This window comes from Paenibacillus sp. VTT E-133291 (assembly GCF_002264395.1).
Classification (GTDB): Bacteria; Bacillota; Bacilli; order Paenibacillales; family Paenibacillaceae; genus Paenibacillus_AQ; species Paenibacillus_AQ nitricinens.
Genome location: NZ_NFVA01000023.1, coordinates 1 through 23,986, shown reverse-complemented (window position 1 = coordinate 23,986; position 23,986 = coordinate 1). Strand labels below are relative to the sequence as shown.

General features: G+C 41.8%; 22 protein-coding genes, 2 pseudogenes and 1 riboswitch. Of the genes and pseudogenes, 15 read left to right on the top strand and 9 right to left on the bottom strand.

The annotated features are described in order from the left end of the window. Positions 1-2 precede the first annotated feature (2 nt). The 3 genes from CA598_RS11940 to CA598_RS11930 form a co-directional block, all read right to left on the bottom strand. Positions 3-317 (bottom strand): ArsR/SmtB family transcription factor, encoded by a 315-nt coding sequence (locus CA598_RS11940; protein ID WP_094876620.1) that lies wholly within the window; start codon positions 315-317, stop codon positions 3-5. Between the two features lie 24 nt (positions 318-341). Beyond that, positions 342-752, bottom strand: a complete 411-nt coding sequence (locus CA598_RS11935; protein WP_094876619.1) for an arsenate reductase ArsC — start codon at positions 750-752, stop codon at positions 342-344. Positions 753-945: 193 nt separating this feature from the next. Beyond that, positions 946-1,494, bottom strand: a complete 549-nt coding sequence (locus tag CA598_RS11930; protein WP_094876618.1) for a recombinase family protein — start codon at positions 1,492-1,494, stop codon at positions 946-948. Positions 1,495-1,763: 269 nt separating this feature from the next. On the opposite strand from CA598_RS11930, the gene CA598_RS11925 reads away from it, so the two are divergent. The 9 genes from CA598_RS11925 (at position 1,764) to CA598_RS32710 (ending at position 11,477) form a co-directional block, all read left to right on the top strand. Next, positions 1,764-3,062, top strand: coding sequence for an IS110 family RNA-guided transposase (locus CA598_RS11925; protein ID WP_094876617.1), 1,299 nt, complete (start codon positions 1,764-1,766; stop codon positions 3,060-3,062). A gap of 420 nt (positions 3,063-3,482) precedes the next feature. After that, positions 3,483-4,946: a SulP family inorganic anion transporter gene (locus tag CA598_RS11920; protein ID WP_094876616.1), complete on the top strand. Its 1,464-nt coding sequence runs from the start codon at positions 3,483-3,485 to the stop codon at positions 4,944-4,946. 15 nt (positions 4,947-4,961) lie between these two features. Then, positions 4,962-5,381, top strand: a complete 420-nt coding sequence (locus tag CA598_RS11915; protein ID WP_094876615.1) for a universal stress protein — start codon at positions 4,962-4,964, stop codon at positions 5,379-5,381. Positions 5,382-5,665: 284 nt separating this feature from the next. Next, a riboswitch (cyclic di-GMP riboswitch) is annotated at positions 5,666-5,751 on the top strand. A gap of 88 nt (positions 5,752-5,839) precedes the next feature. Then, the gene (locus CA598_RS11910; protein WP_094876614.1) at positions 5,840-6,553 is read left to right on the top strand and encodes a response regulator; all 714 of its coding nucleotides are present in this window, start codon (positions 5,840-5,842) and stop codon (positions 6,551-6,553) included. A gap of 242 nt (positions 6,554-6,795) precedes the next feature. Further along, complete coding sequence (locus CA598_RS11905; RefSeq protein ID WP_143812406.1) at positions 6,796-7,356, top strand: hypothetical protein; 561 nt, start codon at positions 6,796-6,798, stop codon at positions 7,354-7,356. A gap of 232 nt (positions 7,357-7,588) precedes the next feature. After that, positions 7,589-7,918, top strand: a complete 330-nt coding sequence (locus CA598_RS11900) for a helix-turn-helix domain-containing protein (RefSeq protein WP_179283650.1) — start codon at positions 7,589-7,591, stop codon at positions 7,916-7,918. 590 nt (positions 7,919-8,508) lie between these two features. Beyond that, complete coding sequence (locus tag CA598_RS11895; RefSeq protein ID WP_094876611.1) at positions 8,509-8,928, top strand: sigma-70 RNA polymerase sigma factor region 4 domain-containing protein; 420 nt, start codon at positions 8,509-8,511, stop codon at positions 8,926-8,928. A gap of 115 nt (positions 8,929-9,043) precedes the next feature. Then, positions 9,044-9,448: a DUF6075 family protein gene (locus CA598_RS11890; protein WP_094876610.1), complete on the top strand. Its 405-nt coding sequence runs from the start codon at positions 9,044-9,046 to the stop codon at positions 9,446-9,448. Positions 9,449-9,473: 25 nt separating this feature from the next. After that, complete coding sequence (locus CA598_RS32710; protein WP_218832594.1) at positions 9,474-11,477, top strand: C40 family peptidase; 2,004 nt, start codon at positions 9,474-9,476, stop codon at positions 11,475-11,477. Positions 11,478-11,666: 189 nt separating this feature from the next. Here CA598_RS32710 and CA598_RS11880 read toward each other — a convergent pair. From CA598_RS11880 to CA598_RS11870, 3 genes and pseudogenes are all read right to left on the bottom strand, one after another. Then, a pseudogene (locus CA598_RS11880) lies at positions 11,667-11,896 on the bottom strand (VOC family protein); the annotation flags it as partial. A gap of 372 nt (positions 11,897-12,268) precedes the next feature. Beyond that, positions 12,269-12,367, bottom strand: coding sequence for a cytochrome bd oxidase small subunit CydS family protein (cydS, locus tag CA598_RS33490; RefSeq protein ID WP_373455822.1), 99 nt, complete (start codon positions 12,365-12,367; stop codon positions 12,269-12,271). Positions 12,368-12,377: 10 nt separating this feature from the next. Next, positions 12,378-13,430, bottom strand: a pseudogene (locus CA598_RS11870) (cytochrome ubiquinol oxidase subunit I). Between the two features lie 419 nt (positions 13,431-13,849). Here CA598_RS11870 and CA598_RS11865 point away from each other — a divergent pair. Together CA598_RS11865 and CA598_RS11860 are read left to right on the top strand one after the other, a co-directional pair. Beyond that, positions 13,850-14,218: a hypothetical protein gene (locus CA598_RS11865; protein ID WP_094876608.1), complete on the top strand. Its 369-nt coding sequence runs from the start codon at positions 13,850-13,852 to the stop codon at positions 14,216-14,218. After that, positions 14,219-14,728 carry a hypothetical protein gene (locus tag CA598_RS11860; RefSeq protein WP_094876607.1) on the top strand — a complete coding sequence of 170 codons (510 nt, stop codon included), beginning with the start codon at positions 14,219-14,221 and terminating at the stop codon, positions 14,726-14,728. A gap of 33 nt (positions 14,729-14,761) precedes the next feature. On the opposite strand, the gene CA598_RS11855 is transcribed toward CA598_RS11860, so the two are convergent. After that, positions 14,762-15,448, bottom strand: a complete 687-nt coding sequence (locus tag CA598_RS11855) for a DUF421 domain-containing protein (protein WP_094876606.1) — start codon at positions 15,446-15,448, stop codon at positions 14,762-14,764. A gap of 179 nt (positions 15,449-15,627) precedes the next feature. Between CA598_RS11855 and CA598_RS11850 the strand changes: the two genes are divergently transcribed. Continuing rightward, positions 15,628-17,148 carry a phospholipase D-like domain-containing protein gene (locus tag CA598_RS11850; protein ID WP_094876605.1) on the top strand — a complete coding sequence of 507 codons (1,521 nt, stop codon included), beginning with the start codon at positions 15,628-15,630 and terminating at the stop codon, positions 17,146-17,148. On the opposite strand, the gene CA598_RS11845 is transcribed toward CA598_RS11850, so the two are convergent. Next, the gene (locus tag CA598_RS11845; protein ID WP_094876604.1) at positions 17,140-17,511 is read right to left on the bottom strand and encodes a hypothetical protein; all 372 of its coding nucleotides are present in this window, start codon (positions 17,509-17,511) and stop codon (positions 17,140-17,142) included. The genes CA598_RS11850 and CA598_RS11845 overlap by 9 nt on opposite strands. 743 nt (positions 17,512-18,254) lie before the next feature. Here CA598_RS11845 and CA598_RS11840 point away from each other — a divergent pair. Genes CA598_RS11840 through CA598_RS11830 form a run of 3 tightly spaced genes read left to right on the top strand, consistent with a single transcriptional unit; the run spans position 18,255 to position 21,944 of the window. Beyond that, positions 18,255-19,742, top strand: coding sequence for a spore germination protein (locus CA598_RS11840; protein ID WP_094876603.1), 1,488 nt, complete (start codon positions 18,255-18,257; stop codon positions 19,740-19,742). Between the two features lie 4 nt (positions 19,743-19,746). Next, the gene (locus tag CA598_RS11835; protein ID WP_094876602.1) at positions 19,747-20,862 is read left to right on the top strand and encodes a GerAB/ArcD/ProY family transporter; all 1,116 of its coding nucleotides are present in this window, start codon (positions 19,747-19,749) and stop codon (positions 20,860-20,862) included. 2 nt (positions 20,863-20,864) lie between these two features. After that, a complete protein-coding gene (locus tag CA598_RS11830; RefSeq protein WP_094876601.1) occupies positions 20,865-21,944 on the top strand; it encodes a Ger(x)C family spore germination protein in 1,080 nt (359 codons plus the stop codon). A gap of 211 nt (positions 21,945-22,155) precedes the next feature. Here CA598_RS11830 and CA598_RS11825 read toward each other — a convergent pair whose 3' ends face one another. Continuing rightward, complete coding sequence (locus tag CA598_RS11825) at positions 22,156-23,508, bottom strand: IS1182 family transposase (protein WP_373455821.1); 1,353 nt, start codon at positions 23,506-23,508, stop codon at positions 22,156-22,158. Positions 23,509-23,986: the final 478 nt, after the last annotated feature.

Genomic DNA, 23,986 nt, shown 5'->3' with positions numbered 1-23,986 from the left:
CATTAGTTACAATTTACCGGGGTTAATGTTAATAGCTTTTTCTTTTGTGATGGAAGTAAAGTTAGAATTGATTGTACAGAAGGCTTATCATCGATATTTAACGAATAATAATTCCATTGCCCTTTTTTTGTCTCTTTTAGTAACCCCGCATCCTTCAGCTTGCGAAGATGTTGACTAATGTTAGGTTGACTCGTTTGCACAAGCTCAACAAGCTCACACACACAAAGCTCCCTTTCTTTCAAACTAGCCACGATAGATAGTCTATTCTTATCTCCCAGCAACTTAAATAAATCGGCAAATGCTTCGATTTGTTCCACTATTCGGTACTCCTTTCATTTCATTTACGCATACGATAAGTTTTCCAATAATTCTTTGACCTTCTCTTCAATTTCATCCCTTGCCGCTCTAACAGACTCAATCAAATCTTCACTTAAAGGATCGGAGATGTTCCATTCCACATTCCTGATACCGAAGGGCACGATAGGACAACGTTCATTAAGTTGTTCGCAAAGCTTGACAACGATGTTGGAATTCATGAATGTTTTCATGTCTAACTTTTTGGAATAATGAGTTGACACATCAATGCCAATCTCACGCATGACCTGAATGGTTAACGGGTGAATATCGGATTCTTCAAGACCAGCGCTTTCGACTATTACTTTATTACCACCGTAATGTTTCGCGAATGCTTCAGCAATCTGGCTTCTGCAACGATTTTGAATACATAAGAAATAAATGCGCACAGGATTCATTTTCCCAACCTCCTTATTATATGTTAATGCTTATATAATTATTTAATTATATAAGCTAGATTTTCGGCTATTTTCACAAAAAAGTCAACCGCTATAACAGTTATGGTCGGTATGATGTAATTTTCTAGATAGTTCGTAAACTCAAATGTTGATCATGGATGTCAGTATCTATTACAAGTGCTGACAAATATCTTTAGCTTTCTAAATATCGGTATAGTGTGGTTTTGCTAATTCCGGTTTCTTCTTTGATTTGGGCAAGGCTGAATTGTTGACTTTGGTACATGGTTATCGCACGTTTTACGTTTTCATCTGCTTTTCGTGGGCGACCTAGTTTTTTTCCTTTTTGTATGGCTTCGTATAAGCCTTTTTTAGTATTTTCGCTAATAAGGTCGCTTTGAAAGTTCAATAAAACACTCACAATTTCATGGAATGATTGATTGCATTCCGATACCGGATTGGTATTGATCCCCTCGCTAATCGAAAGTAAATAAGCCTTTTTTTTGTGCAGCTGATCCAGTAGTTCTGCAAGATGGCGTGTGGAGTCAGCAAAAGAGAATAACTTAGCTACCGCAATAGTGTCTCTGGGTTGAAGTTCGGATAATAGTTTTTTTAAAGCCATCCTTTTTTTGGGTGACGAATGTTCTTCTCTGTACAGACGATCATAGCCAAGATTATTTAATATCTCCAACTGGATTTCACAACCTAAATCTTCTTCATTTGGCCTCACATAGCCGATTATCATAATATTTTCTCCTTACTAAACCTTTTTTTAATTATAACATATCCAAAAGGACCAAAAGGGTTCCCTTTTGGTCCTTTTGGTGATAAAATGGGTAAGTCGTCTAAATACGGAACCTGACTTTTATGAGAGTTAAAAGTCATCATAAAATATAGATAAGGAGCCATTCCTGTAATGAAGTAATTTGCCCTTTGAAAAGAAAAAGCGCCTCCTGTATGCTGGGTCTCGGAATGGTGGCCATTCACTGCCCTAATTGAAGGAGGACGCTCTACATGAAGTATAAGCTGAAACAAAAGCAGAATCAACGAATTACACGAATTACCGATTCAACACTAGTCGTCGGGGCGGATATCGCCAAGAAGACCCATGTAGCCCGTGCCGTCGACTTTCGCGGCATCGAACTTGGAAAGGATTGCGTGTTCCAAAACGATCAAGAGGGATTAACGAAACTGGCATCGTGGATGAAGGAGCTTGAGCAGGTTCACGGCAAAACAGAAATTGTATTCGGCATCGAACCAACTGGACACTACTGGTTTCCGTTAGCTGCATTCCTGAAAGAACAAGGCATTACGATCGCCGTCGTCAATCCGCATCACGTGAGCAAGACAAAAGAGCTTGAAGATAACTCGCCGACCAAAAGCGATTACAAGGACGCTAAGGTCATTGCGGACCTGATTCGCAACGGGAAGTACTCGGAACCGAATCTGCCGACAAAGGAATTTGCGGAATTGCGCATCCTCATGAATCTTCGAGAAAAGGTCGTCGTGAATTCCAACCAAGTGAAGGCTCGGATTAGCCATTGGTTTGACCGTTACTTTCCGGAGTACTCAGTGGTGTTCAAGGATTGGGAAGGCAAAGCATCGCTCATGACAATGCGTCAGTTTCCAACGCCAGAGGAGATCGTCTCTACAGGCGCCAGGGGCATTCTCACACACTGGAAGACGGAAGTCGGGCGCGGAGTGGGCATCAAGCGGGCGGAGAAGCTCTACGCCACTGCAACAGAATCAATCGGGCTTACCGAGGGGCTCTCAGCAGCCCGCATTGAACTTGAGTCCCTGTTGGAGCAGTACGACCTGTATGCCAAACAAGTCGAAACGATCATGGGGGAAGCAATGCTCGTCCTCGAACGAATCCCGGGGACGACTCAGATGCTGACGGTACCAGGAGTTGGGGTTGTTACCATTGCCGGTTTTCTTGCCGAGGTAGGCGATCTGAGCGGCTACGACCATGGGCAGCAAATCATCCGCCTGGCGGGGCTGAACCTGAAGGAAAACAGCTCTGGCAAGCGGAAAGGTAAGACCGGAATTACGAAGCGAGGGCGTTCGCGTCTAAGGGCGTTGCTGTTCCGCTGTATGCTGCCGCTTGTGGCTCATAACGAGGAGTTCAAGGCACTGCATAAATATTTCACAACACGCCAAGACAATCCGTTGAAGAAGAAGCAATCCTTGATTGCGCTTTGTGGAAAACTAATTCGCGTCCTCCATACATTGGGGACAAAACAGAAGGATTATGACGCAAACGATGTATTGGGCCCGGTTCGGAAAGTCCAGCTACAACAAAGTGCTGCTTAAATAATCAGGGCATGAACAACTACTGATTCTCCTTATTCACAAGTGGATAACAATGACAACAGAAGCACCGGAGCAGCCGAAGATTAATATTCCATAAGGGCAACGACCCAGTAAAGGAGCAAGAATCGGCATCCACCCCTTGAGAGGTAGAACGAAGGAATGTAAGGGCATAGACCCAGCGTGACATGGGAGGGTAAACCCCAAGGGCAGACGTGGAGATCCACTGTGCGATCATAACCATATATCCACAGTTTTGGAAGCAAGACGATCCTAAGCTCTGTTCCTGCATACACTCTTACAGGAAATCAGTCTATGGGCTACATTCTCCATCAGTACCCCTCAAGCTGTCAATGTTGGAAATCTAAGAATGAGTGAGGAAACAGAAGAAAACATTACTTTATAGTGGGAGTGGAGTAACACGTGGTTGGAACAATAAAGAGGGAATGGTTCTCGAATATAAGGGGTGATGTACTGGCAGGCATTGTTGTCGCCTTGGCACTCATTCCCGAAGCGATCGCCTTTTCCATCATTGCCGGGGTCGATCCGATGGTTGGTTTATATGCATCTTTCTCTATTGCAGTCATTATTGCATTTGTTGGTGGACGTCCTGGTATGATTTCCGCTGCTACCGGTGCCATGGCTTTGCTGATGGTTCCGTTAGTTAAAGAACATGGACTTCAATATTTATTGGCTGCGACGATTCTTACTGGAATCATTCAATTCATTTTCGGTGTATTTAAAATTGCCAAAGTCATGAAATTTATCCCCAGAGCTGTCATGATCGGTTTTGTTAACGCGCTCGCTGTTCTGATATTCATGGCACAAGTTCCGCATTTTTTTGGGATTTCAACATCGACCTATGTTTTTGTAGCGATTACCTTGATCATTGTATATGTATTACCTAGATTTTTCAAGGCTATACCCGCACCCCTTATTGCTATTATTGTGCTAACAGCGGCTGCCATATGGGGTGATTTCAATTTAGGAACCGTTGGCGATTTAGGGGCCATCACACAAACGCTTCCTACATTCTTTATTCCAGATATACCTCTTAACTTTGAAACTTTAAGGATCATTTTTCCTTACTCGATTGCCTTGGCTATTGTCGGGCTGTTGGAGTCGCTACTCACTTCTTCAATCGTAGATGATATGACGAAAACGGAAAGTGATAAAAATCGAGAGTCTAGAGGTCAAGGAATTGCCAATGTTATCACCGGATTTTTTGGTGGAATGGCTGGATGCGCGATGATCGGACAGTCGGTCATCAACGTTAAATCGGGAGGTCGGGGAAGGCTATCGACTTTAGTTGCTGGAATGTTTTTAATGTTTCTAATTCTTGTTTTGGGCGGGGTAGTTGTACAGATCCCGATGCCTGTACTGGTAGGCATTATGATTATGGTATCGATTGGAACCTTTGATTGGTCATCCTTCTCTTATTTGCGTAAAGCCCCGAAGACTGATTCACTTGTTATGCTGACTACAGTAGGTGTTGTGGTATACACGCATGACCTTTCGAAAGGAGTAATTGCCGGTGTTATTCTAAGTGCAATATTTTTTGTAGCCAAAATTTCAAAACTGAACGTTAAGAAACGGAAGACTAGTAAAGGAGACTCTTATGAGGTTTCTGGTCAATTATTTTTCGCTTCTGTAGAAGGGTTTATTGCTTCCTTTGACTACGATGTTTCGTATACCCATATCATGATTGACTTCACTAACGCACACATTTGGGACGATTCTGGTGTAGGAGCAGTTGATAAAGTGGTGATGAAGTTTCGAGAAAACGATAATCAGGTCAGAATTAGGGGACTAAACGGGCCAAGTAAAAAAATCATTGATCAATTAGCTGTTTACAATGAAGAGAAAGCTTCATTAAAAGCTCATTAGAAGGAGGGATGAACCATGTATCAACGCATTGTGCTAGCCGCAGATGGATCTGAATATTCCATTCGTGCTGCTAAGGAAGCTGCAACCATAGCCTCATTGATTCCAGGATCAGTTGTAGAAGTTCTTTATGTTGCGGATATGTCTAAAATAAAGAATGAAGTTCTTCATTCCCAAAGTCATGAAGAACTACAGACAAAGAGAGACCAAAAGTTAATTCCCCATAGGGAAATACTATCCGCTAAGAACGTGAATCATAAAACAACATTTCTTACAGGCGATCCAGGTCCGACGATTGTCGAATATGCAAACAGTGAAAAAGTGGATTTAGTGGTTATAGGAAGCCGCGGGTTAAATACTTTTCAGGAGTTTGTTTTAGGAAGTGTGAGCCATAAAGTTATGAAGAGAGTAAAGTGTCCAGTGATTGTCGTTAAATAACCTTGAGTTTTTCGAAAGAGATAACAGCCTTAGCCTAGGGCTGTTTCTTATTAATCATAAAGCCTTTCCCACTCTTTATTGGTAAAGTCGTCCGCAAACGTTGGTACATTTGCATGCAAAGGTTGGTACAAAAAACTGCATAAGTGGTAAGAACAGTCCGCTGTACTCAATTTGGAACCAACGTCCGTAAAGATGCTTACTTTTCCTCATATAATGCTAGGTTAAAGGAAAGAAATATGGCGATTGGCTTGATGGAGGAAGGTGCGTAAAAATACTCTATTAAAATAGGAAAATGGCAAACCAGATCGAAAGACTGGGACGCAAAGCCACGGGTCTTCTGCAGGAGTGCAATGACCGCCGGGTTACCCTCTTTAATTTACTGTCAGGAAGAGACACGACCTTGATGAGGGTGCGTGTCTTTTTGTCTTTGTCACTTGATGAATGTGAGGTGAAAGCTATTGAAGGATCGCTTAAGGTATGCTCTGGAGGTTGTGGGAGTAATTGGTCGGATGGAAGGCAGGATACAAGTCTTGCTGGTGGATAGTGATCCCGTCTGGCAGCAACGATTGGCGACGATGATCGATGCAGAACCGGATATGAATGTAGCCCATGTTGCAACAAACAAAGAGTCGGCTGTTCGGGCTTGTCTGCAATTGGATGTAGACGTCATGATACTTGACCTGGCATTACTTCCATCGCAACAGGATGGGCTGAACACCATTACTGAAGTAGTGAAGATCAAACCGTTACCCATTATTATCCTGACTTCGCTTCATGAACCTGAGATCGTCGTGGACGCAATGCTGGCCGGGGGGGTCAATTATGTGACCAAAAACAACTATAGGGACATCATAAGCGCTGTCAGAGAAGCGTATCAGGGGCAATCTTCTCTTCATTCCGACGTTGCTGCCATCATCCTTCATGAAATGGAGCACGTTAAGCGCAAGGAATTGCAACGAATGTTAACCCCTACTGAAAAAGAAATCTTAAAGTTAATTGGTTGGGGTTATAAACAGTCGATAATCAGAGAGTTGCTCGGGATCACATCTAACACAATGAAGACGCACGTTCGTAACATCATACGCAAATTCGATACCCATTCTATTCGTGAAGCAGCGGAAAAAGCAAAACATAGAGGTTTATACGATCAGCAGGATAATATTAATACCTAGTAAGGTGTCGAAAATTCGGGCAATTTCGGGATACTTCGACATTGATAACTTTTCAGGTGTGATGAAAAAATCGCCCTCCTTTTTTTGTCGCATCATAGGTAGAATGGTGGATATAGACGGATGGAGATAGGAGAATTTTATCTGGTGTATGGGAGGTGGGAACCACAGAAGAGGTTGAGTTGTAGAAAGTGCATTTTAGAAGCATCGCCGATTATACTTTTCTAGGAGAAAGGACGATGACGATGGAAACGGAGTGTGAACAGTGTATTTTAATGACGAATGACAAGCAGACTGGCCGAAGAATGCACGGTAGCCAGCACGTACAGCAAGAATGGGATAATGAAGACGTCGAACCAATCCCCGTTCCTTATGAGAAAGTAGAATTATGGCTGAAGTCCTACAAGGACTGGAAGGCGAGATTGAAGTACGTGCAATCAGAACAATCCTACATCCCCGAGTTGACACGCACGTTGCAGGTAGTTGCGGCTCATAACAACGGTAGAAAACAGGAAACGGTATTGCGTATGGTTATACGACGAATCGAAATTACCGAACATGAAATCCCGTTGTTGCTATCTAGAATCGGTCTTATTGACTATGCTTTCTCGGCTCTCACCCCGGAAGAAGGCATGTTCATTCAATTGCGTTATATAGATCAAATGGCACCTACAGAAGCCATGAGCCGCCTAGCCCTTTCTCGCCGCGCATATTTCTATCTTAGGAAGCGATCTTTGGACAAAATCTATACGAAAATCAAAGATAGAACGATCTTGTTGGATTTGGATTCGTTTCACGAAGACTGATCAACTTCAGGAGATGCATTTGCGCATCTTCTTTTTTTTGTCTTTGCTTTATGATAATCTATTTTTATTTCACCTGTCTAATTCCATTAAATTCGATTAATGTCTCAACAACAGGTTCGGTGTAGCTATAATAATTATAACACACACCATGGGTTCTGTTAATACTGAATCTACCGACTGTTCATTTGGTTTTCGCCACCTTATATGCTGAAAGAATAAGGTGGTGGAGTTATTGAATTCAATTCGGAAATTGTTAGGTCAGCGGATTCGCACACTGCGGGAACAATTTGGATGGACACAGGAGCAACTGGCAGAGCGCGCAGACCTTCATCCTAATTATATTGGACAAGTTGAACGTGGGCTGAAAAATGTTTCATTAGATAACATTCATAAAATGGCTATTGGATTGCGTATGGATATGTCGCAGTTATTCGCTTTCGAGGATGCTGCGAAGCCAGCGCTATCATCTCGGATCAGCCAGATGCTTCAACAGTGTTCCGCAGAAGATTTGGATTTTCTTATGCAGCATATTGAGCATTTATTGAAATGGAGACAAAAATAAGTAACCCTCCCGAAGAGAGCGCCGGAATTGAAAGTAAATATGCACCGATCATGCACTGAACATCGCACTGAATCTGCATTGAATATGCATGAAGTTAGCACGCAACATGCACATGTTTTATGCTACGCTAGTAGTGTGAACAGGCTGTGCAGCCTAAAGCATCATGAAGGTTGGATCACCCATCGTCAAGCGCCGTTTTTCCCCTGATAACCCAGTGGGAAAGAATCACGGCGTTTTTTTTATTTTGTCGCTGATACACAAATCGTCGGCTATATTCCAGAAGCAAAGGAGTTGGACTAAACATAGGGCAGCGCCTACCATCAACAGGCACTCATAAATTCTCGCAAGGTGTTGCCAAGTGAGAAATGAGGTTGATGTTGATGCGTCCCTATATCACGTAACAGCAAGAGGCGAACGATTCATCGGTATAAACGGAATCAAGTCTTACTAATGGACCTGGTCGTAATTGAGCGTAGGCACGCTCTGCGGCGAGGTCCTTTTTGTTGTCTTTCTTGCTTATTAGGAAGCGTACGTTGTCGTTCTCCCCCTCTGTTTTGGTTGATCAAACAAACCAAAATGGAGGGACGAATATGAAAAAAATCAATTTGAAAGACATATATCCTTTTTGGAAAACGGATGTATGGGTGGAAGTAGAGGATGAAGTGGCTGAGGAAATGCATCAATTCGACTTAATTGAAAACGCATACAGATTACGTACGTATCGTTATCGGGCGTACTACTCTCTTGATCGAAATGATGGTATTGAGCAAGATGTCCTTTTTCGTTCGATTTCTCCGGAGGAATACTATGAACGTAAACTCTCTCAGCAACAGCTTTATGAAGCATTATGCCAGTTGTCAGAAAAATCTGCTCAGCGTATTTATGCGCATTATTTTCTTGGGATGAGCAAAGTCGCGATTGCTCACGCCGAGCATGTAGACGAACGAGCCATACGCAAATCGATTACCAAAGGACTGAAGCAAATGGAACAGTTTCTCAAAAATATGTAATAGATTTTTAACTGAAGGTCCGATTTTTTCGCGAAAATGAACAGATAGTAGAAGACTTTGAGAATAAGCGGTTGGCTATGCCAGCCGCTCGTTCTCTACGAGAGGAGTTGGAACAATGCAAATGATTCGATTTCGTGATAATGAACACGAACAATTCTATCACCAGATGTTGAACGAGAGGAAATGTAATGACAGTTACCATCGCGCATTATTTTACACATTGGGCATTGCTAGCGACACAAGAAAGCATATCCGTGACTTGTTTGACTTTTTAAATGGAGGGATAAAACCCGAGGGATTGTCGGCGGCTTGGCAGACTGGTAGTTCTGCGCGCGTAAGCCGGCTTGCTTTTAACCTGTGGAACGGCTGGAGCGAACCCAACGGGGAACGTTACTCCATGCCTCATGAATTATTTGACTGTAACTATGCCCCTTATTTCTTTGAAGCAATTCGCCTTCGCTACCCAGAGTATTGTCGCGGTCGAGCACAAGTGTTTAGGCGGACAGAATCGATCCGTTAGCCGTTCTTGGGGGTGAAATCATACAATGAAAGAAATTAAAACGAGGCCGAAGGGAAAAAGTATAAAACAGCTTGACCGTGCTGCGCATGTGCTGGAACGAGCCAAGCATGCAGCAATAAAGAAACATGCCACAATTCGCGACAAACGGGAAGGTGGTGATAATGAGCATACTGCTAGTTCAACCACAGCTTATGCCGAACAGCGTTCCATAGTAACAGCAAATACAACGGTTCGCGCTCAGATGGAAATAGGCGCATATATCGGAAAAAGATGGTTGAGGCGGCAGTTAAACAAGCGGACGAAAAAAGATGGTAGGACGGTTGCACCTCGTGCAGTTGTTCACTCATTTCGATTACATAAGCCCATTAACGGTCGATATCGGCTGCCAATGGCTCAGCAATCAGACAAACAGCGCTGGATACAAGGCCGGGTTCATGCCCGGCTTCAACCGCATACTCATCCGCACTCCCCTTCAACGAATAAAACGTTGAATCGAAGGGTGAATTCTGGGATTCATCGTCAAGTACCAGCCGGGAAGAAGGGGATGCAGACCACTCCCCCTTCCGCCGCTGAACATATACGTGGCAAATCCCATCAAACGATCCCACCAGCAAGCTTAAAACCGCAGCCATTCAAAGGTAGGAAGTCGCCCGTGGTGCCCGCAACATCCAGACAGATCAAACCCGCGATTAAGCAAAAACGGCAAATGCTCAAAAGAGTGTCCCGCGTGATGCGGACAGGGCTGCAACCCAAACAGACGAATGAGCGGTCGGATGCTCAAACCGAAGGGAAACGATTGGCGGTGAAAACTGCACAACAAGCAGCGCAAATGGCGATAGCGGCGCGCCGGTCAGTGCAGATGACACGCGCGACTATGAGATTACAAATTCGCCTCGTTCAGATGGTCGCGAAAGCTAGTGCGTTGCTTGTGAAAGGATTGGCTGTGCTACTAGGAAGCAGTAGTGTGGTCATTATTCTGTTGTGCATGGTCATGGCAATAGTAGCCATCACTTCTTCTCCCTTTGGAATTTTTGTGTCAGGTGAAAATAAGGGTACTGATGTGCAACCGCTATCTCATATCGTGAAAGAGTTAGATGAGGAATTGGCGATGAGACTAGAGGATATCCGACAGTCGGCTGGCGTCATTGACCGGATAGAGTTGAATTACCCCGGTAGCGCAGACAATACACGTATAGACAACTGGGCGGATGTGATCGCCATTTTCGCTGTCAAGACTGTCTTGGATGAGGAGAACGGCATGGATGTTGCCACGCTCGATGCAACAAGAACCGAGATGATCCACTCCGTATTTTGGGAGATGAATCAAGTTGAATCTCAGGTAGAGACGATCGAGCATCAGGAAACGGTGACAGTTACACATGAAGACGGAAATACTAGCGAGGAGACAACAATCCGTTATGAGCATATCTTGCATATCACTGTCACTAGCAGAACCGCAGAGCAGCAAGCGAATGAATACGATTTTACCGATGAGCAGATCGATTTGATGAAAGAAATGCTATCAGCTGAGTTTCGCCCGCTTATGTTCGCTTTATTGGGCAAGAATATCGATATCGGTTTAACAAGCGATCAGCTTGAATTGGTTATTCGTGACTTGCCTGTTGGCGAACACGGAAGTGAAGCGGTCAAGTTGGCATTGACTCGTTTGGGCGACCCCTACAGTCAGCCGAAAGCTGGACAGGATGATTATACCGATTGCAGCTATCTCGTTCAGTGGGTGTATCGTCAATTAGGCATCCACTTGCCACGAACCGCAGCAGAGCAAGCCAGGTATAGCGTAGAAAACGGGCTAGTCGTAAACGCGGCGGATCTTGTTCCGGGCGACCTTGTATTTTGGAGTTATGAACAGAATGGCAGATTCATGGATATTACCCATGTCGGTGTTTATGCGGGAGATGGAAAAGTCGTGGATGCCTCATCTACTCGTGGGCAAGTCGTTTATCGGAATTTGTTTGATATGGACAAACAAGTGTTGTATGGGCGACCTCATCTTTTGAACACTGACTGATCTTCGAAGGAGGTGGGCTGTCCAGAAAAAGTAGCCTTTCAGATAAAATTATGGATACTGCGCTGCGCTAAAAGGCTGCTTTTTGGGCAGGACCGTTATAGCTGAAATAAAGTTTGATCATTTTCTAATTAGTGTTGTTCTATTATCGCGCCCGATTGTGAAGTACCTCACACTCCATTTGCAACCAGATTACTCTGGTAAGTCCAACTTCCAGGATATGCCAAACTGATCAACCAGCCATCCGAATTTTTTGTTGAATCCATAGTTACCTATAGGCATGAGTGCTGTGCCATTTTGCATCATTTTATCATAAAGTCGATTTCCTCTTCGGTATTACACGTAAGATAGATAGAAAAAGAAGGGGTAAACGTAAACTCATGGTCAACATGGCTGTCGATACACATGAACTCCTGCCCCTTTTAGCGATCTGTTTAGTTTTTTGCGCGGTTGTTCCATAAACTGAAGAATAAGGCCCCGATTTTCGGGGCTTTGGCAACAATCTGACGGCACCTCTTCCATTTTCCCCCAACTTCTTATGGGAGCAAGGGGAATCGCCCCCTTTACCTCAACACTGCCAGGGAGGAGCCCGAGTATCCTCACGTGATCAACTTTACCCGAGAAGCTACTGCTGTCAAGCCTACTCGGGTTTTTCTGTGTTTTGATGTATTCTGTGACCATGGGTGTGACCATGGTGCATAGTTCCGAATGGTACAATTCATGAAACGAAAGCAATTGCAATGGCTTCTGAAGAAAACCACTTATTAAATTGTAGCTTGTTCCAGCAACTTGAATCATTCCATTTCATCTTTTTTCATATGTCCATCTTTTAACGCTACCCAGAATGCAATGGCTATCGATGTAATTAACATGATGAAAGGTGCGAAAAATATTAGTCAAAACTCATGTTATTTCACCGCCTTTATCAGCTTCACGATCTTCAAGCTCTTGTTCAACAGGATTTTTTCTAAACATCCGGCATAGAACAACAATGGTTCCGATGCCTAGAATCAGGTATAGCCCCGAAAAAAGTAAAAGCATTTCATCCACTTGCTCACTGGAAGTTGCAGCATCAGCTGTTCGCAAAATACCGCGTAGCACCCAGGGTTGTCGACCAACTTCAGCCATCCACCAGCCTGCTTCGATGGCGATGATAGAGAGAAGACCCCCTAAAACGATGAGCCAGAGGAATCCTTTTGTATTCACTATAGACCAGCTACATTTTGCTCCTATCCAAAATATAAAGGATAAGAAAATCATCCACATTCCGATGGTGATCATGATGTCAAATAAGTAATGAATATAAAGCGGAGGTATTTCATCTTCTTATGTACGGTTTGCTTGAAGATGGTGATGTAAAATATGCAATCAAAATCCCTAATGCACTAAGTATTCTAGCACACGGTGATCCGACAGCAGAGGTCATTGGACTGGATCAATTCATTAGTGGATTCACATTCACAAGCTCTCCGTTTACAAGGTCAAAGCCTTGTGGTACATTCATAAACGCATTGACCATTGTAATAAATACAGCAGAAAATGAGGCTCCAATGGCTACTGGAACCAAAAGCAACAAATGTTTACGAGGATTATCAAAACGATCCCATGTATATAAATATTTCCAAAAAATATAGCCTCAAAGAAGAAGGTGAACGTTTCCATGAAGAGTGGAAGTGCAATTACATTTCCAGCAAGCTCCATAAAGTTTGGCCAAAGTAATGAAAGTTGGAGACCAATTACCGTTCCAGTCACAACACCTACAGCAACAGTGATGACAAATCCGCGTGTCCAACATTTAGCCAGTAAAATCTAATGTTCATCATTTTTCTTGATTCCAACCCATTGAGCAATCATAATCAAGAGCGGTACTCCTACGCCGAGCGTAGCGTAAATAATATGGAATGAAAAGTAAGCTCTGTCAAACCTGCTATAAATTAATGCGTCCTCATTTGTCAAATCCGACTCTCCTCCCTTTTACCCATCAAAAATTCTGTCAAGTATAGAAATGAGCATAATCGCTGCTACAACAAAAGCGAGCCAAATTAATTTTCGTTCATGTTTTTTATACATATACACACAACCTCATAATTCTCATTTTTCCATAATGAATTTTATTAGACGTTGTTAAGAGTGCTGAAAGAAAATATCTATATATAATGTTTGTTATCGGTTGGTTATTAAACGTTTCTTCGATCAATAACGGTGATACATTAAAGTGTTTATTTATTTTTTCTAGGGTAATAATTGAAGTTAGAAAGTGCATTATTGGAGGTTCTTATGGCATTCTCAATATTCTTTTCGATAACTGTAGTAATGTATATCTCCTATGGGTGTCTAAGAAAAATGTCCATCTTTTCGAAATGATCTTTATTTGAATGGTTGTTAATATTATCCATCATAATTTCATGACGATCTTCGCATTAAATATGGGAATGTTTGATTTTGGCGATCATCCAACTCATTATTGGACTATGGCACTTATGAGGGTGTTCCTAATCCCAGTGCTCATTATCTGGTATATGGATCGTAGCTTGGAAGGTGGACATCAATATAAAAAGTGGACTTGGCTACCAGTGGGCATTTCGATTCTTGTTGGCATCGAATATCTTGCCAATGCTCTAAATATCTATACCTTCAGGCATTGGAAACTTTGGTGGTCCTTTGCGGAGTGGCTTATCATCTTCTTGCTGGTCAATTATTCGTGGCTCTGGTTTCGGAAATTACTGAGAAAAGAGATGGGCTAAATGTTGCCTTTACCTGATAAATTTGATCAAAACGAGTGGTTCATCATTCTCAATAGTGTATTGGGATATTCATGGCTATTATTTGTCCCCAAAAGATATCCTCATGTAATATCTGTGTTGGTTATCTTATTCACCGTTACTGTTGCTATTATGATGGATCATACCATCGCAACCCCGCCCTTGGATTTGTATGATATCAATGATCTTAAGAAATATGAATTGTTTGATGTAATCACGTATTTTATGTACACCCCTTACGCTCTATTGTCCGTATATTTATATGACAAATTCAATCCAACCGGATTATATTTTACAGCTTATGTAATGATGTGGTCCCTTCTATCCGTTGGCTTTGAATGGTTAGCCGTTATTCTTAATGTCTTCAAGTTTAACGGCTGGACAATGCTTTATTCATTTTCGTTTTACTTATTTGCTACAACTCTGCATTTAAAATTCTTTCAGTTTATCTTGAGATATTTTAAAGAATCAAAGACACACAGCTTTCGATAAATATGATTCAATTAGTAAAATGACAATCAAGTTTTATAGTTTAGGGATTATATGAATGCCTTCACTGTCTTGCCAATCGGCGTAGAATATCTCGGTTTTATCGTTAAACCCATTAGCAGTTAATTCATTTTCTAACCATTGTTGGTCAAACCCACGTTCGTTTAAATTATCCCACAAGACTTCGCCATCTATAATCAAGCTAATTGGGAGGTCAACTAGGCTTTCTGGCAGATTGAGATCTTGCTTGGCTGGTTTTTGATACTTGGACTTTAGTAATGTACTTATTTGACCATTAGGTTCCAATATACCGTATTTGACTTCACGTACTGAAAAAACATTTCTTTGTCGTAGTATACTCAATATTTGATTTACATCCAATTTGTTCTTTTGAGCTGTCTTTCGGTCAATGATCCCATCGCGAATGATAATCGCAGGATTGCCTACCAATAGGGAACGTGTCGATTTCATTTTCAAGGTTAGAAACTCTACACCCATCATAAGAAGCGTCCACAATCCGACAGCATATAAAAAATGAAAAATCCCCATCTGATTTTCATAAATGGTACTTCCTAATAAATCCCCTAGCACTAACACAAAAACTAAGTGAAATGGGGTTAACTGTAAGATGGATGTCCTGCCTGTTACTAGAATGATAAAAAATAAGGTAAAAAAACCTACAACGACTTTGATCGTCAGTAAACCAATATGAATATCTTCCAAGATATTTCCCTCCCAATCGTACTTTTTCGAGTCTTTTTATTAATTATGGGAGAATGAATAAAAGGATATACATTAGGGGGAGTTCCTCTCATTAAGAATCAATACTTGAATTTTGAAGCGAATAAGCACGTATCAGAATGCACATCTTAACTGATAATACAAAGGAGGGGTTCATTTTTATGTGGATTCTTGGGCTGTGCATAGTGAATACAGTCTTTATGTTAATTGTAGCGGTTCGTGAGGTTCGTCTGCCGGCAAAGGCTTTAAATTGGTTAGCCATAGGGCTCATTTTACCTATTATCGGTTTCGTATTGTATCTCATGACTTCGAATCCAGTGCGTATTCCTCGAAGAAGACTAACTTCTCCACAAAATGAGGGAGATACGTTGCCTGATTCATTCAGTCGTTCTGCCTCGGTTATTGCTCACTCATTGCGGCATTTGACTGTGCAGGGGCTACGGGTAGGACATGTCCAAATGCTTACGAACGGAATTGAAACATACGAAAAACTCATTGAATCTTTGCGTAACGCCCAAGAGACAATTGATCTTGAATACTACGTATACAAGGATGACCAAATTGGAAGGCGCATTACGGACTTGCTGATTGAACAGGCAGATGTCGGTGTACGGATTCGCTTTATGAGAGACGGTTGGGGGAGCCGAAAATTTCCGCGATCACAGATCAATCGGATGACCGATGCCGGAATTAAATGTCGAACGATATTTCCATTGCGCTTCCCTTGGATTCTGTCCACTTTGACTTACCGGGATCATTGTAAGATTGTTGTGATCGACGGAAAGGAAGCTTTTACAGGTGGGATTAATATCGGGGATGAGTATACTGGATTGAAGCCGAACATAGGGTTCTGGCGCGATACCCATATGCGAATTGTAGGTGAAGCTGCAAATGATTTGCAAGTTGTTTTTAATGAACATTGGAAAATCGCTTCGCCGGAAAAAACAAAGATAAGCACTAAAACAAATGATATGCGAGAATCCATTCAGGGTTCAAGGCATGAATCGCAGAACATTTCTCCATCCGGTAAGGCTACTACTATTTCCGATTGGTCGGCAGAATGGGGTGCTGAACTTAGCACAATAGATCGCGCCGGAGCTGACAACGTACCGAGCACATCAACGGCGTTACAGGAAGCGTACGTGCAAACGTTCGAAGGTAATCCTGGAATTCCTACTCAAGTTATCCGTGAGGCTTACTTCATTTGCCTGACACAAGCGACCCAGACCATTGACATTACCAACCCTTACTTTGTACCTGATGCAGATATCATCATGGCAATAAAGACAGCCGTGGCACGTGGTGTGCGTGTAAGATTACTGGTTCCGCGCCACGTAATTCCCAGAATCGTAGGACCTGCAAGCCGTACCTACTACGGAGAACTGCTAGAAGCCGGAGTCCATATCTACAAGTACGACAAAGGGATGCTGCACGCGAAACTGATGGTTATCGATGAGGAGATTTCAGAGGTGGGTTCCGCAAACTATGATATAAGAAGTTATCGCCTAAATTACGAGGTATGTGAAATCTTGTATAGTGCTGATGTGGCACGGGAACTCACGGAACAATTTGAGCATGATCTAACTAATTCCGTACCTTTGCACATGGAAGAATTGATGCAGCGTTCCGGTTCACAGCGTATAATCGATCAAGCAGCGCGCCTGCTTGCCCCATTATTGTAGACCGTTCTCCCAATTAAAAGTAAATGAGGATACGAATGCTTTTTTCGACTCAACAATTTTATCCTTATTAATCAAGTAAGCATGAACTTCATCAATCTGCTTCTTACCAGTTGAGTATGTCTTGAATACTAGCAAGGCATTTTCGAGCTTACACATCTTATTTGCAGTTTTAATCAGTTCGTCAATTCGATCTCTGTTACGAACGTTCATGATACCAATGACATTAATAGGGATGTTCACTCGATCACAAAATAGCTTATCTAGCGTTTCTTCATCTTTCTCTAACTGGTTCTCCCGCTCTATATCTAATATTAAGTCGTTCCAGTATTCGCCGTCGAAACTGCCCCACCATGATAAATCCATTGCTCGATATTCTCCGTTACAAACGAGAAAGTCCTTGCACTTGCGATGTGAGAAGGTTCAAGGAAACTACCGCAGGTGAAGAAATACGTTCGATTAAGACTGACGTAGAAATCTTTAATGTGATTGATCTTTTGTTGATAGAAAGGTCAACAAGTAAAAGTCTTTATGATATCAGATGTCGTTTCCCTGTGCTTGGGCGTGATCACATACTGTTGGCCCTGAATAGCTACTTGATGTCGACTGGATCGGTGTCTATTACAGGTTGGAATATATCGGGGATACTACTCCGACTTTCCTTCCGAAATAGGTTGTTAACTCCTCTTCAACATCAAATCGAGACTCACAGTTGTATGGCATCAAAGGCTCAAATACTGAAGTTTCTACCTTCTGAAATTAAATGCAATATGAATCACTCCCCCCCTTAAAGCACCTTCCGTATACAACAATCGCGCCCGATTGCTGAAGATCAATACTTATACTTTATTCAAGATAAGTATACGTTAGCAGAACGTTAACTCACGAAATTATCACAGTGGCTCCGCTGAAAATAAATATTCATCAAGCTGTCATTTTTATTGTCTTATTGTATCCACACCCCTTCGCTTTACCACTATTTGTGATACTTGTTTACCTTAGCCCCTCAAATGGCTATTGATAAAATATTTGAATGGAATGTAGAAAACAAAGCATACTAACAGCACACTTTTCAACACATATTAAACATCGCTAGGTGAGGGGACATTATGTTTAAAAAAAAAGGAAACAGTGGAAATCTTCTTAAGCAAAGTAAATCTTCCAAACACACTCAAAAAACTGCCATATCATTGGATGCTCTTAAATATAATTTGGAAAACATGAATGATGCAGTAATCGTTGAAATCCACACCACTGAAGCTGAACCCTTTAAACTCATTTATATAAAAACGTTAATTGATCAGGAGCGTTTAAATGAATCGATTATTGAACCGTTAAAGCACTGTTTTTTTAACAAAATAGCCGAATGCATTACGGCCTCTCATATCTCTAATGTCACAACATTAGAGGAAGCCCAAAAGCAATTGATGCATGGATCCGTTCTTTTAAACAATCCTATGAATAAACAATGGAGGGCCATTCAACTTGAAAATCCATTGAGCCGAAGTGTTCAACCTTCCGGAACGGAAACCGTCATTTATGGCTCCAAGGACAGCTTTACTGAACAAATTGATCAGAATATCACCCTGCTTCGCAGACGACTGCCGCTAACTGAACTCAAATCTGAAAAGTTTAGTGTGGGTTATTTAAGTCAAACAACGGTGGTGATTATGTACATTGAAGGATTAACCAATCCTGAATTTATTTCTACTGCCAGAAGCAAATTAGCAGCAATTGATTTTGATCAGTTTTTGGATTCCTCACAAGTGGCAGCTTTTATGGAAGATCACCAGCATAGCGTATTTCCACAGTTTCTACAAACGGACCGCCCGGATGCCTGCGCTAATGCTTTGGGGGAAGGTAAAATTACAATGTTAGTGAACAATACTCCCTTTGCCTTAATTGCACCCATTACGTTTTTCCACCTTTTTCAATCCCCTGAGGATTACTTTCTCCGCTGGCCGATTGCTAGTTTTCTTCGTTTAATTCGATATGGCAGCTTTATTATATCCTTATTATTGATCCCTCTTTATGTAGCACTAACCGTTCACCATTACCAGATGATTCCCTTGCAACTGCTTTATGTTCTATTGGAATCTAGAAGCAAACTGCCCTTTACTCCTTTCTGGGAAGCCTTATTGATGCTGATCATCATGGAAATCATAAAGGAAGCCAGTTTGCGAATGCCCACAAAAACAAGTCAAACCTTAGGAGTCATCGGCGGGATTGTGATTGGACAAGCTGCCGTAGAAGCGGGCTTTGCCAGCAAAATATTAATTGTTTTGGTGGGTGTTTCCGCCATCGCCTTCTTTTTGGTACCGAATTATTTAATGACCAAATCAAACGTGCTCATTCAATTTCTTTTTCTTGTGCTTGCATCTCTTCTTGGGGTAGTAGGAATTATACTCGGGGTTATTATAATTCTCGCCCATCTAAATAAGCTTACTTCACTCCAACAACCTTACCTTGCACCTGTAGCTCCATTCTACTGGAGAGACTGGCTTGATCTCTTCATACGCGGACCCCTGACTAGTACGAAAACTCGTCCTGAATATTTACGTCCCCTACAAAAATTTCGATACAAAAAAGGGAGATGATCGGGTGGCGTCGTTTGCTTTATATGATAAGAACACTACGTTTGGCGGTGTTTATGTAGTTTTTATAGTAAATCGAGTGCAAGTACTCTACTTTTTATTAATCATGCCCAGCTTTTTAGTACATCCCTATATGATCTTGGGCATCTTGGCCTTAGGCATCTTATCGCAACTCAATTTATTGTTGTTGTCGAAATGGTTTTCTTCCAATACTGCGTCAAGAGGTTATCAAGGGTTTGTGCAACTTTTTGGGAAACGAATGCTTCGTTTCTTGGCTTTTCTAGGCTTGTTTATCATACTAATCAAAATAACTGTCCTAACACTTGGAATTGGAAATGTAGTACATCAATATATACTTCCTTCGATGAACTCCAGTTGGTTTATTCTTTTTATTTTTTTAATCTGTTATTACGTAGCTGCCCAAGGAGTAGAAAAAACAGTTTCTCTTGTTGTCATCGTATTTTTAAGTTCCATTTGGATGCTGATCGTCTTTTTTCCTTTTTTCTTACCAGAGACCGCATCTCTGCATAATTTATATCCCTTGATTCCAACCGAAGGGTCGTTCAACCCTTGGAAGGAATTGTTGTTCGTTTGGTCAGCTCTTTCTGGTCCCGAATTTTTGGTATTTTTGGCTCCTTGGCTCAAACCTCAACAAAATATGCTCAAGTATATGACGATTGCGAATGCGATCTCGGTGGTAGAATATGTGCTCTTGTTCGTCGCTGCGTTGTTGTTTTTTGGTTCCACTTACTTAAGTAAAACCAGATTTCCGCTGGTTGATATGATCGGTTACCTGCAATTTCCACTTTTGGAACGATTTGATATGATTATGATCTCCATACATTTGTTTATCCTTGTTTTTGTGATCTCCATTTTCATTTTATATTTTTATGGAGCTGTCCGAATTGTCTTGGGAGCACGGGATAAACAGACAACTCGATTCGGCTTTACGACATGTTGGATTGTGATTTTGGTAAGTTCCGTCATTGCAAATGAATGGTTCTGGAAATCAGGGGAAGAGCAGACTCTATGGCTGAACCTTGAGATCTGGTCAAGAGCGGTCACGTACTTGTTCGTTCCGGCCTTTCTTCTCGCGATAACCAAATTAAAGGAGAAATTCTAGGTATGAAGCGATTAAGCAAGTTTTTTTTAGTTGGTACATTAAGCAGCATCATATGGCTCTCCGGATGCTCCCCATTCATCGAAAACAATACGATCGAAGAGCTCGCACCCGTAATATTCTGGTCTATAAAAGAAGCTGGAGAAGGAAAATTGAAAATTAGTACCCTGGCACCTCCGCTTGTTAAAGAACAAAAGCGCCTGCTTATACAAGAAGTAAGTTTACTAAAGCAGACCATAAAAAAATTTAATTTATCCTATTACCGTGAATTGAAATCGGGGCAGCTTCGCATGTTGTTAATCGATGAAAAGCTGGCTAAGAAAGGGATCCGATCACTCATTAACACAGTATTAATAGATCCTGATATCTCTCAACGTCTGTTTCTCGTAATAGTGGAAGGCCCTGTTGACGATTACATCAAAAATCAACTTATTAAGCAACAAGATATAGATTATTTTCTATACCGCATGTTTAAACATTATGAAAACCAAGGCCAAATAACGATTGTTAATCTTCATCAATTTAAGAAAATGTTGTACTCACCCTATTCTGATCCCATCCTACCCGTATTCAAAGTAAATCGCGAAAACTTCTCATATGACGGAACCGCTTTATTCCATGACGATAAGTTCATCGCCTCCATCCAGAACATGAATGATCAAATATTTCAACTTATTGGTAACAATCATTATCTGGAAGTGCTGCCCATTCCGTCATTATCGGTTACTCTTGGTAAAGTCCGATCCAAGATTCGCATCGATTTGAATCGGGACCATACTGCTATAACAATTAAAGTCAAACTAAAGGGCAGAATTGAAGAATATCAAGGAAATAAAAATATACTTGATCGAAATCAATTATTGGTTCTAAATGATGACATCGAATCATTTTTGGAACACCAGACAACGAATTTACTTAAAACCCTACAAAAATGGAAAGTGGATCCGCTACAAATCGGTACTCTTACCCTTACTCCGTTTTCAAAACTTATCAATGAAGAAGATTGGTTACGCCATTGGGAACAAATGCGGATTACCGTAGATTATGAGCTCAATATTCAGCCTTTGACCAATGCTATCAAGTAAATAAGACTTACACAACAAGAGACTTCTCACGATAAATTCGCCATTACTTTATTTTTCACCGCGCATGATCTTAAATTATGCTGCTCGTTAGAATTCCTATAGAACGTTAATCATCCTCTTTGAAAAATAAAAAGTCAATCTAATCAATTTCATAATGCATAGTTACACAATCGCATACTAGCCGAATTTAGGTGGTTACGTTTTTTGAAATTTATGCTGCTTGTTCTTGCAATTGAAGGCTCAGACGATCACATACCAGTTTGGTACAATTGTAAACCAACGCAACCAAGTTAAAGTGAACTTTCGCTTTATGACCCGTACGATGTCTCACATTGTTCAACTGGAAGAATTCCTTTAGATAAGCATTAACCCTTTCGACTGCAGACCGTTTTTTCGCGATATCTTTCCAAAGCTTCGAGCCGCGTGCCGGGGCTGTATACTTTCTAAGATCGGTTGCGATTTTCATCTTGTAGACCTTCTGACAAAGCGAATCATGCTGTAATGGGCAACTCTCGCATTCTTTCGGCCGAACGTATTTGAGCGTCTCATACTTCGGATCGTAGCTGTCGTAACGATAAGAATGCTCTCTTACGCAAGTTGGAGCAAAGTGTTCGTCGAACCCTTCCAGTTCCGGTTCACGTCGACGGTTGTAAGCAATAATAGCGTGTGCTTTTGCTTTCCGAATTTGTTTGTATATCGGCTCGTAATCATACCCAGCGTCCATCGTCGCATAGCTAAATGTATAATTGGGATACCGATGAGCGAGGCCCTTTAATAGTGGAATCGCGACTTTGCCATCATTGAGATTACCGGAAGAGAGCATCGCTCCAAGAATATATTGGCTCTGCGTCCCTACTGCAAGGTGGCCTTTATAGCCGTACCAAAAGACGTTTTTTCCGTCGCTGTTTTTCTTGACCCCCCACTGCGGGTCAAGGGGCATCTGATCTTGCAAAACTTTGAATGGCTCGCTGAGTTGCGCGGCAATCTCTTTCTCGAAGATTGGCTTTTGTTCCTCTTCTTCTTGCTTTCGTTTCAGCCAAGCTTCACGTTCGGCTTTCGATTTGCGGCCGCGCTTTTTCGGCTCAGTTTTTTCCTTTTCTTGCTTTGCAGGCGCCTGATCCCGGGCTTCGATATGGGTCGCGTCAATCGCAACCGTATCGTCGGTTATGAATCCTTCCGCCATCGCTTGCTGTAGAAGTTGTTCCTGGATTTCTTCCATTGCATTGCTTTGGCTTATCTTGCGAACCAACCGAGAAAACGTAGCTTCCGAGGGAATCGCTTCAGAGAGCATAAACCCGCAATCAAGCCGAAACAAGATGTCATGTTGAAGCCGCTTGATTAAATCCTTGATGGTTGGGATGCGTTCAACGATCCTAACGATCAATGAATACACCATCGCCCTATAGTTGACTTCAATTGGAGCGCCAAAACGGGATTTCTTTCTAACCAAACGCAAAACAGGAGTGATATCGACGGTGGAGAAGATTGCTCGAAAACGATCTTTTTGTTCCATTTCATAAAGTTCTTGCAGGGTAAACAAGCTCTCGTGTCCAATATATGGCACAGGGAGTTCACCTCGTCTCTTTTGGTATGGTTTGGTCACTTTACCTATTCGAGATTTGGGGAGGTACTCCTTTTTCTATGCCTAGAATATCCAATCATATCAAGGCTTTAGAATTATGAAATTGATTCAATCATACAGTAAATAAAATTTGTTGCACATAATGGCTCTTCTGAGAAAAAAGTTTTTTCAACAATCTGGCCCGTTTGTTGAACTGTCACAAACTATATTTCAAAGCTACAACCATAATATGAGCGATTCAATGCGCTTCTTTCCCCTTTCCCTTCTCCTTTTCTCCCTTTGACTTGAATAATTTTAGAAGATTATCATTTCAGGGTCCGATTTTACCTCGAAAATGAAATGAATAGTAGAGGGACTTGTTCGTTCCCCTAAAATGGATCTTTGAAAATTGAATACAATCCAATCCGGTACGTTCCCCGCATGGCCTAAAAGGATAGCCGAATTGCAGGTGCGCCACGAC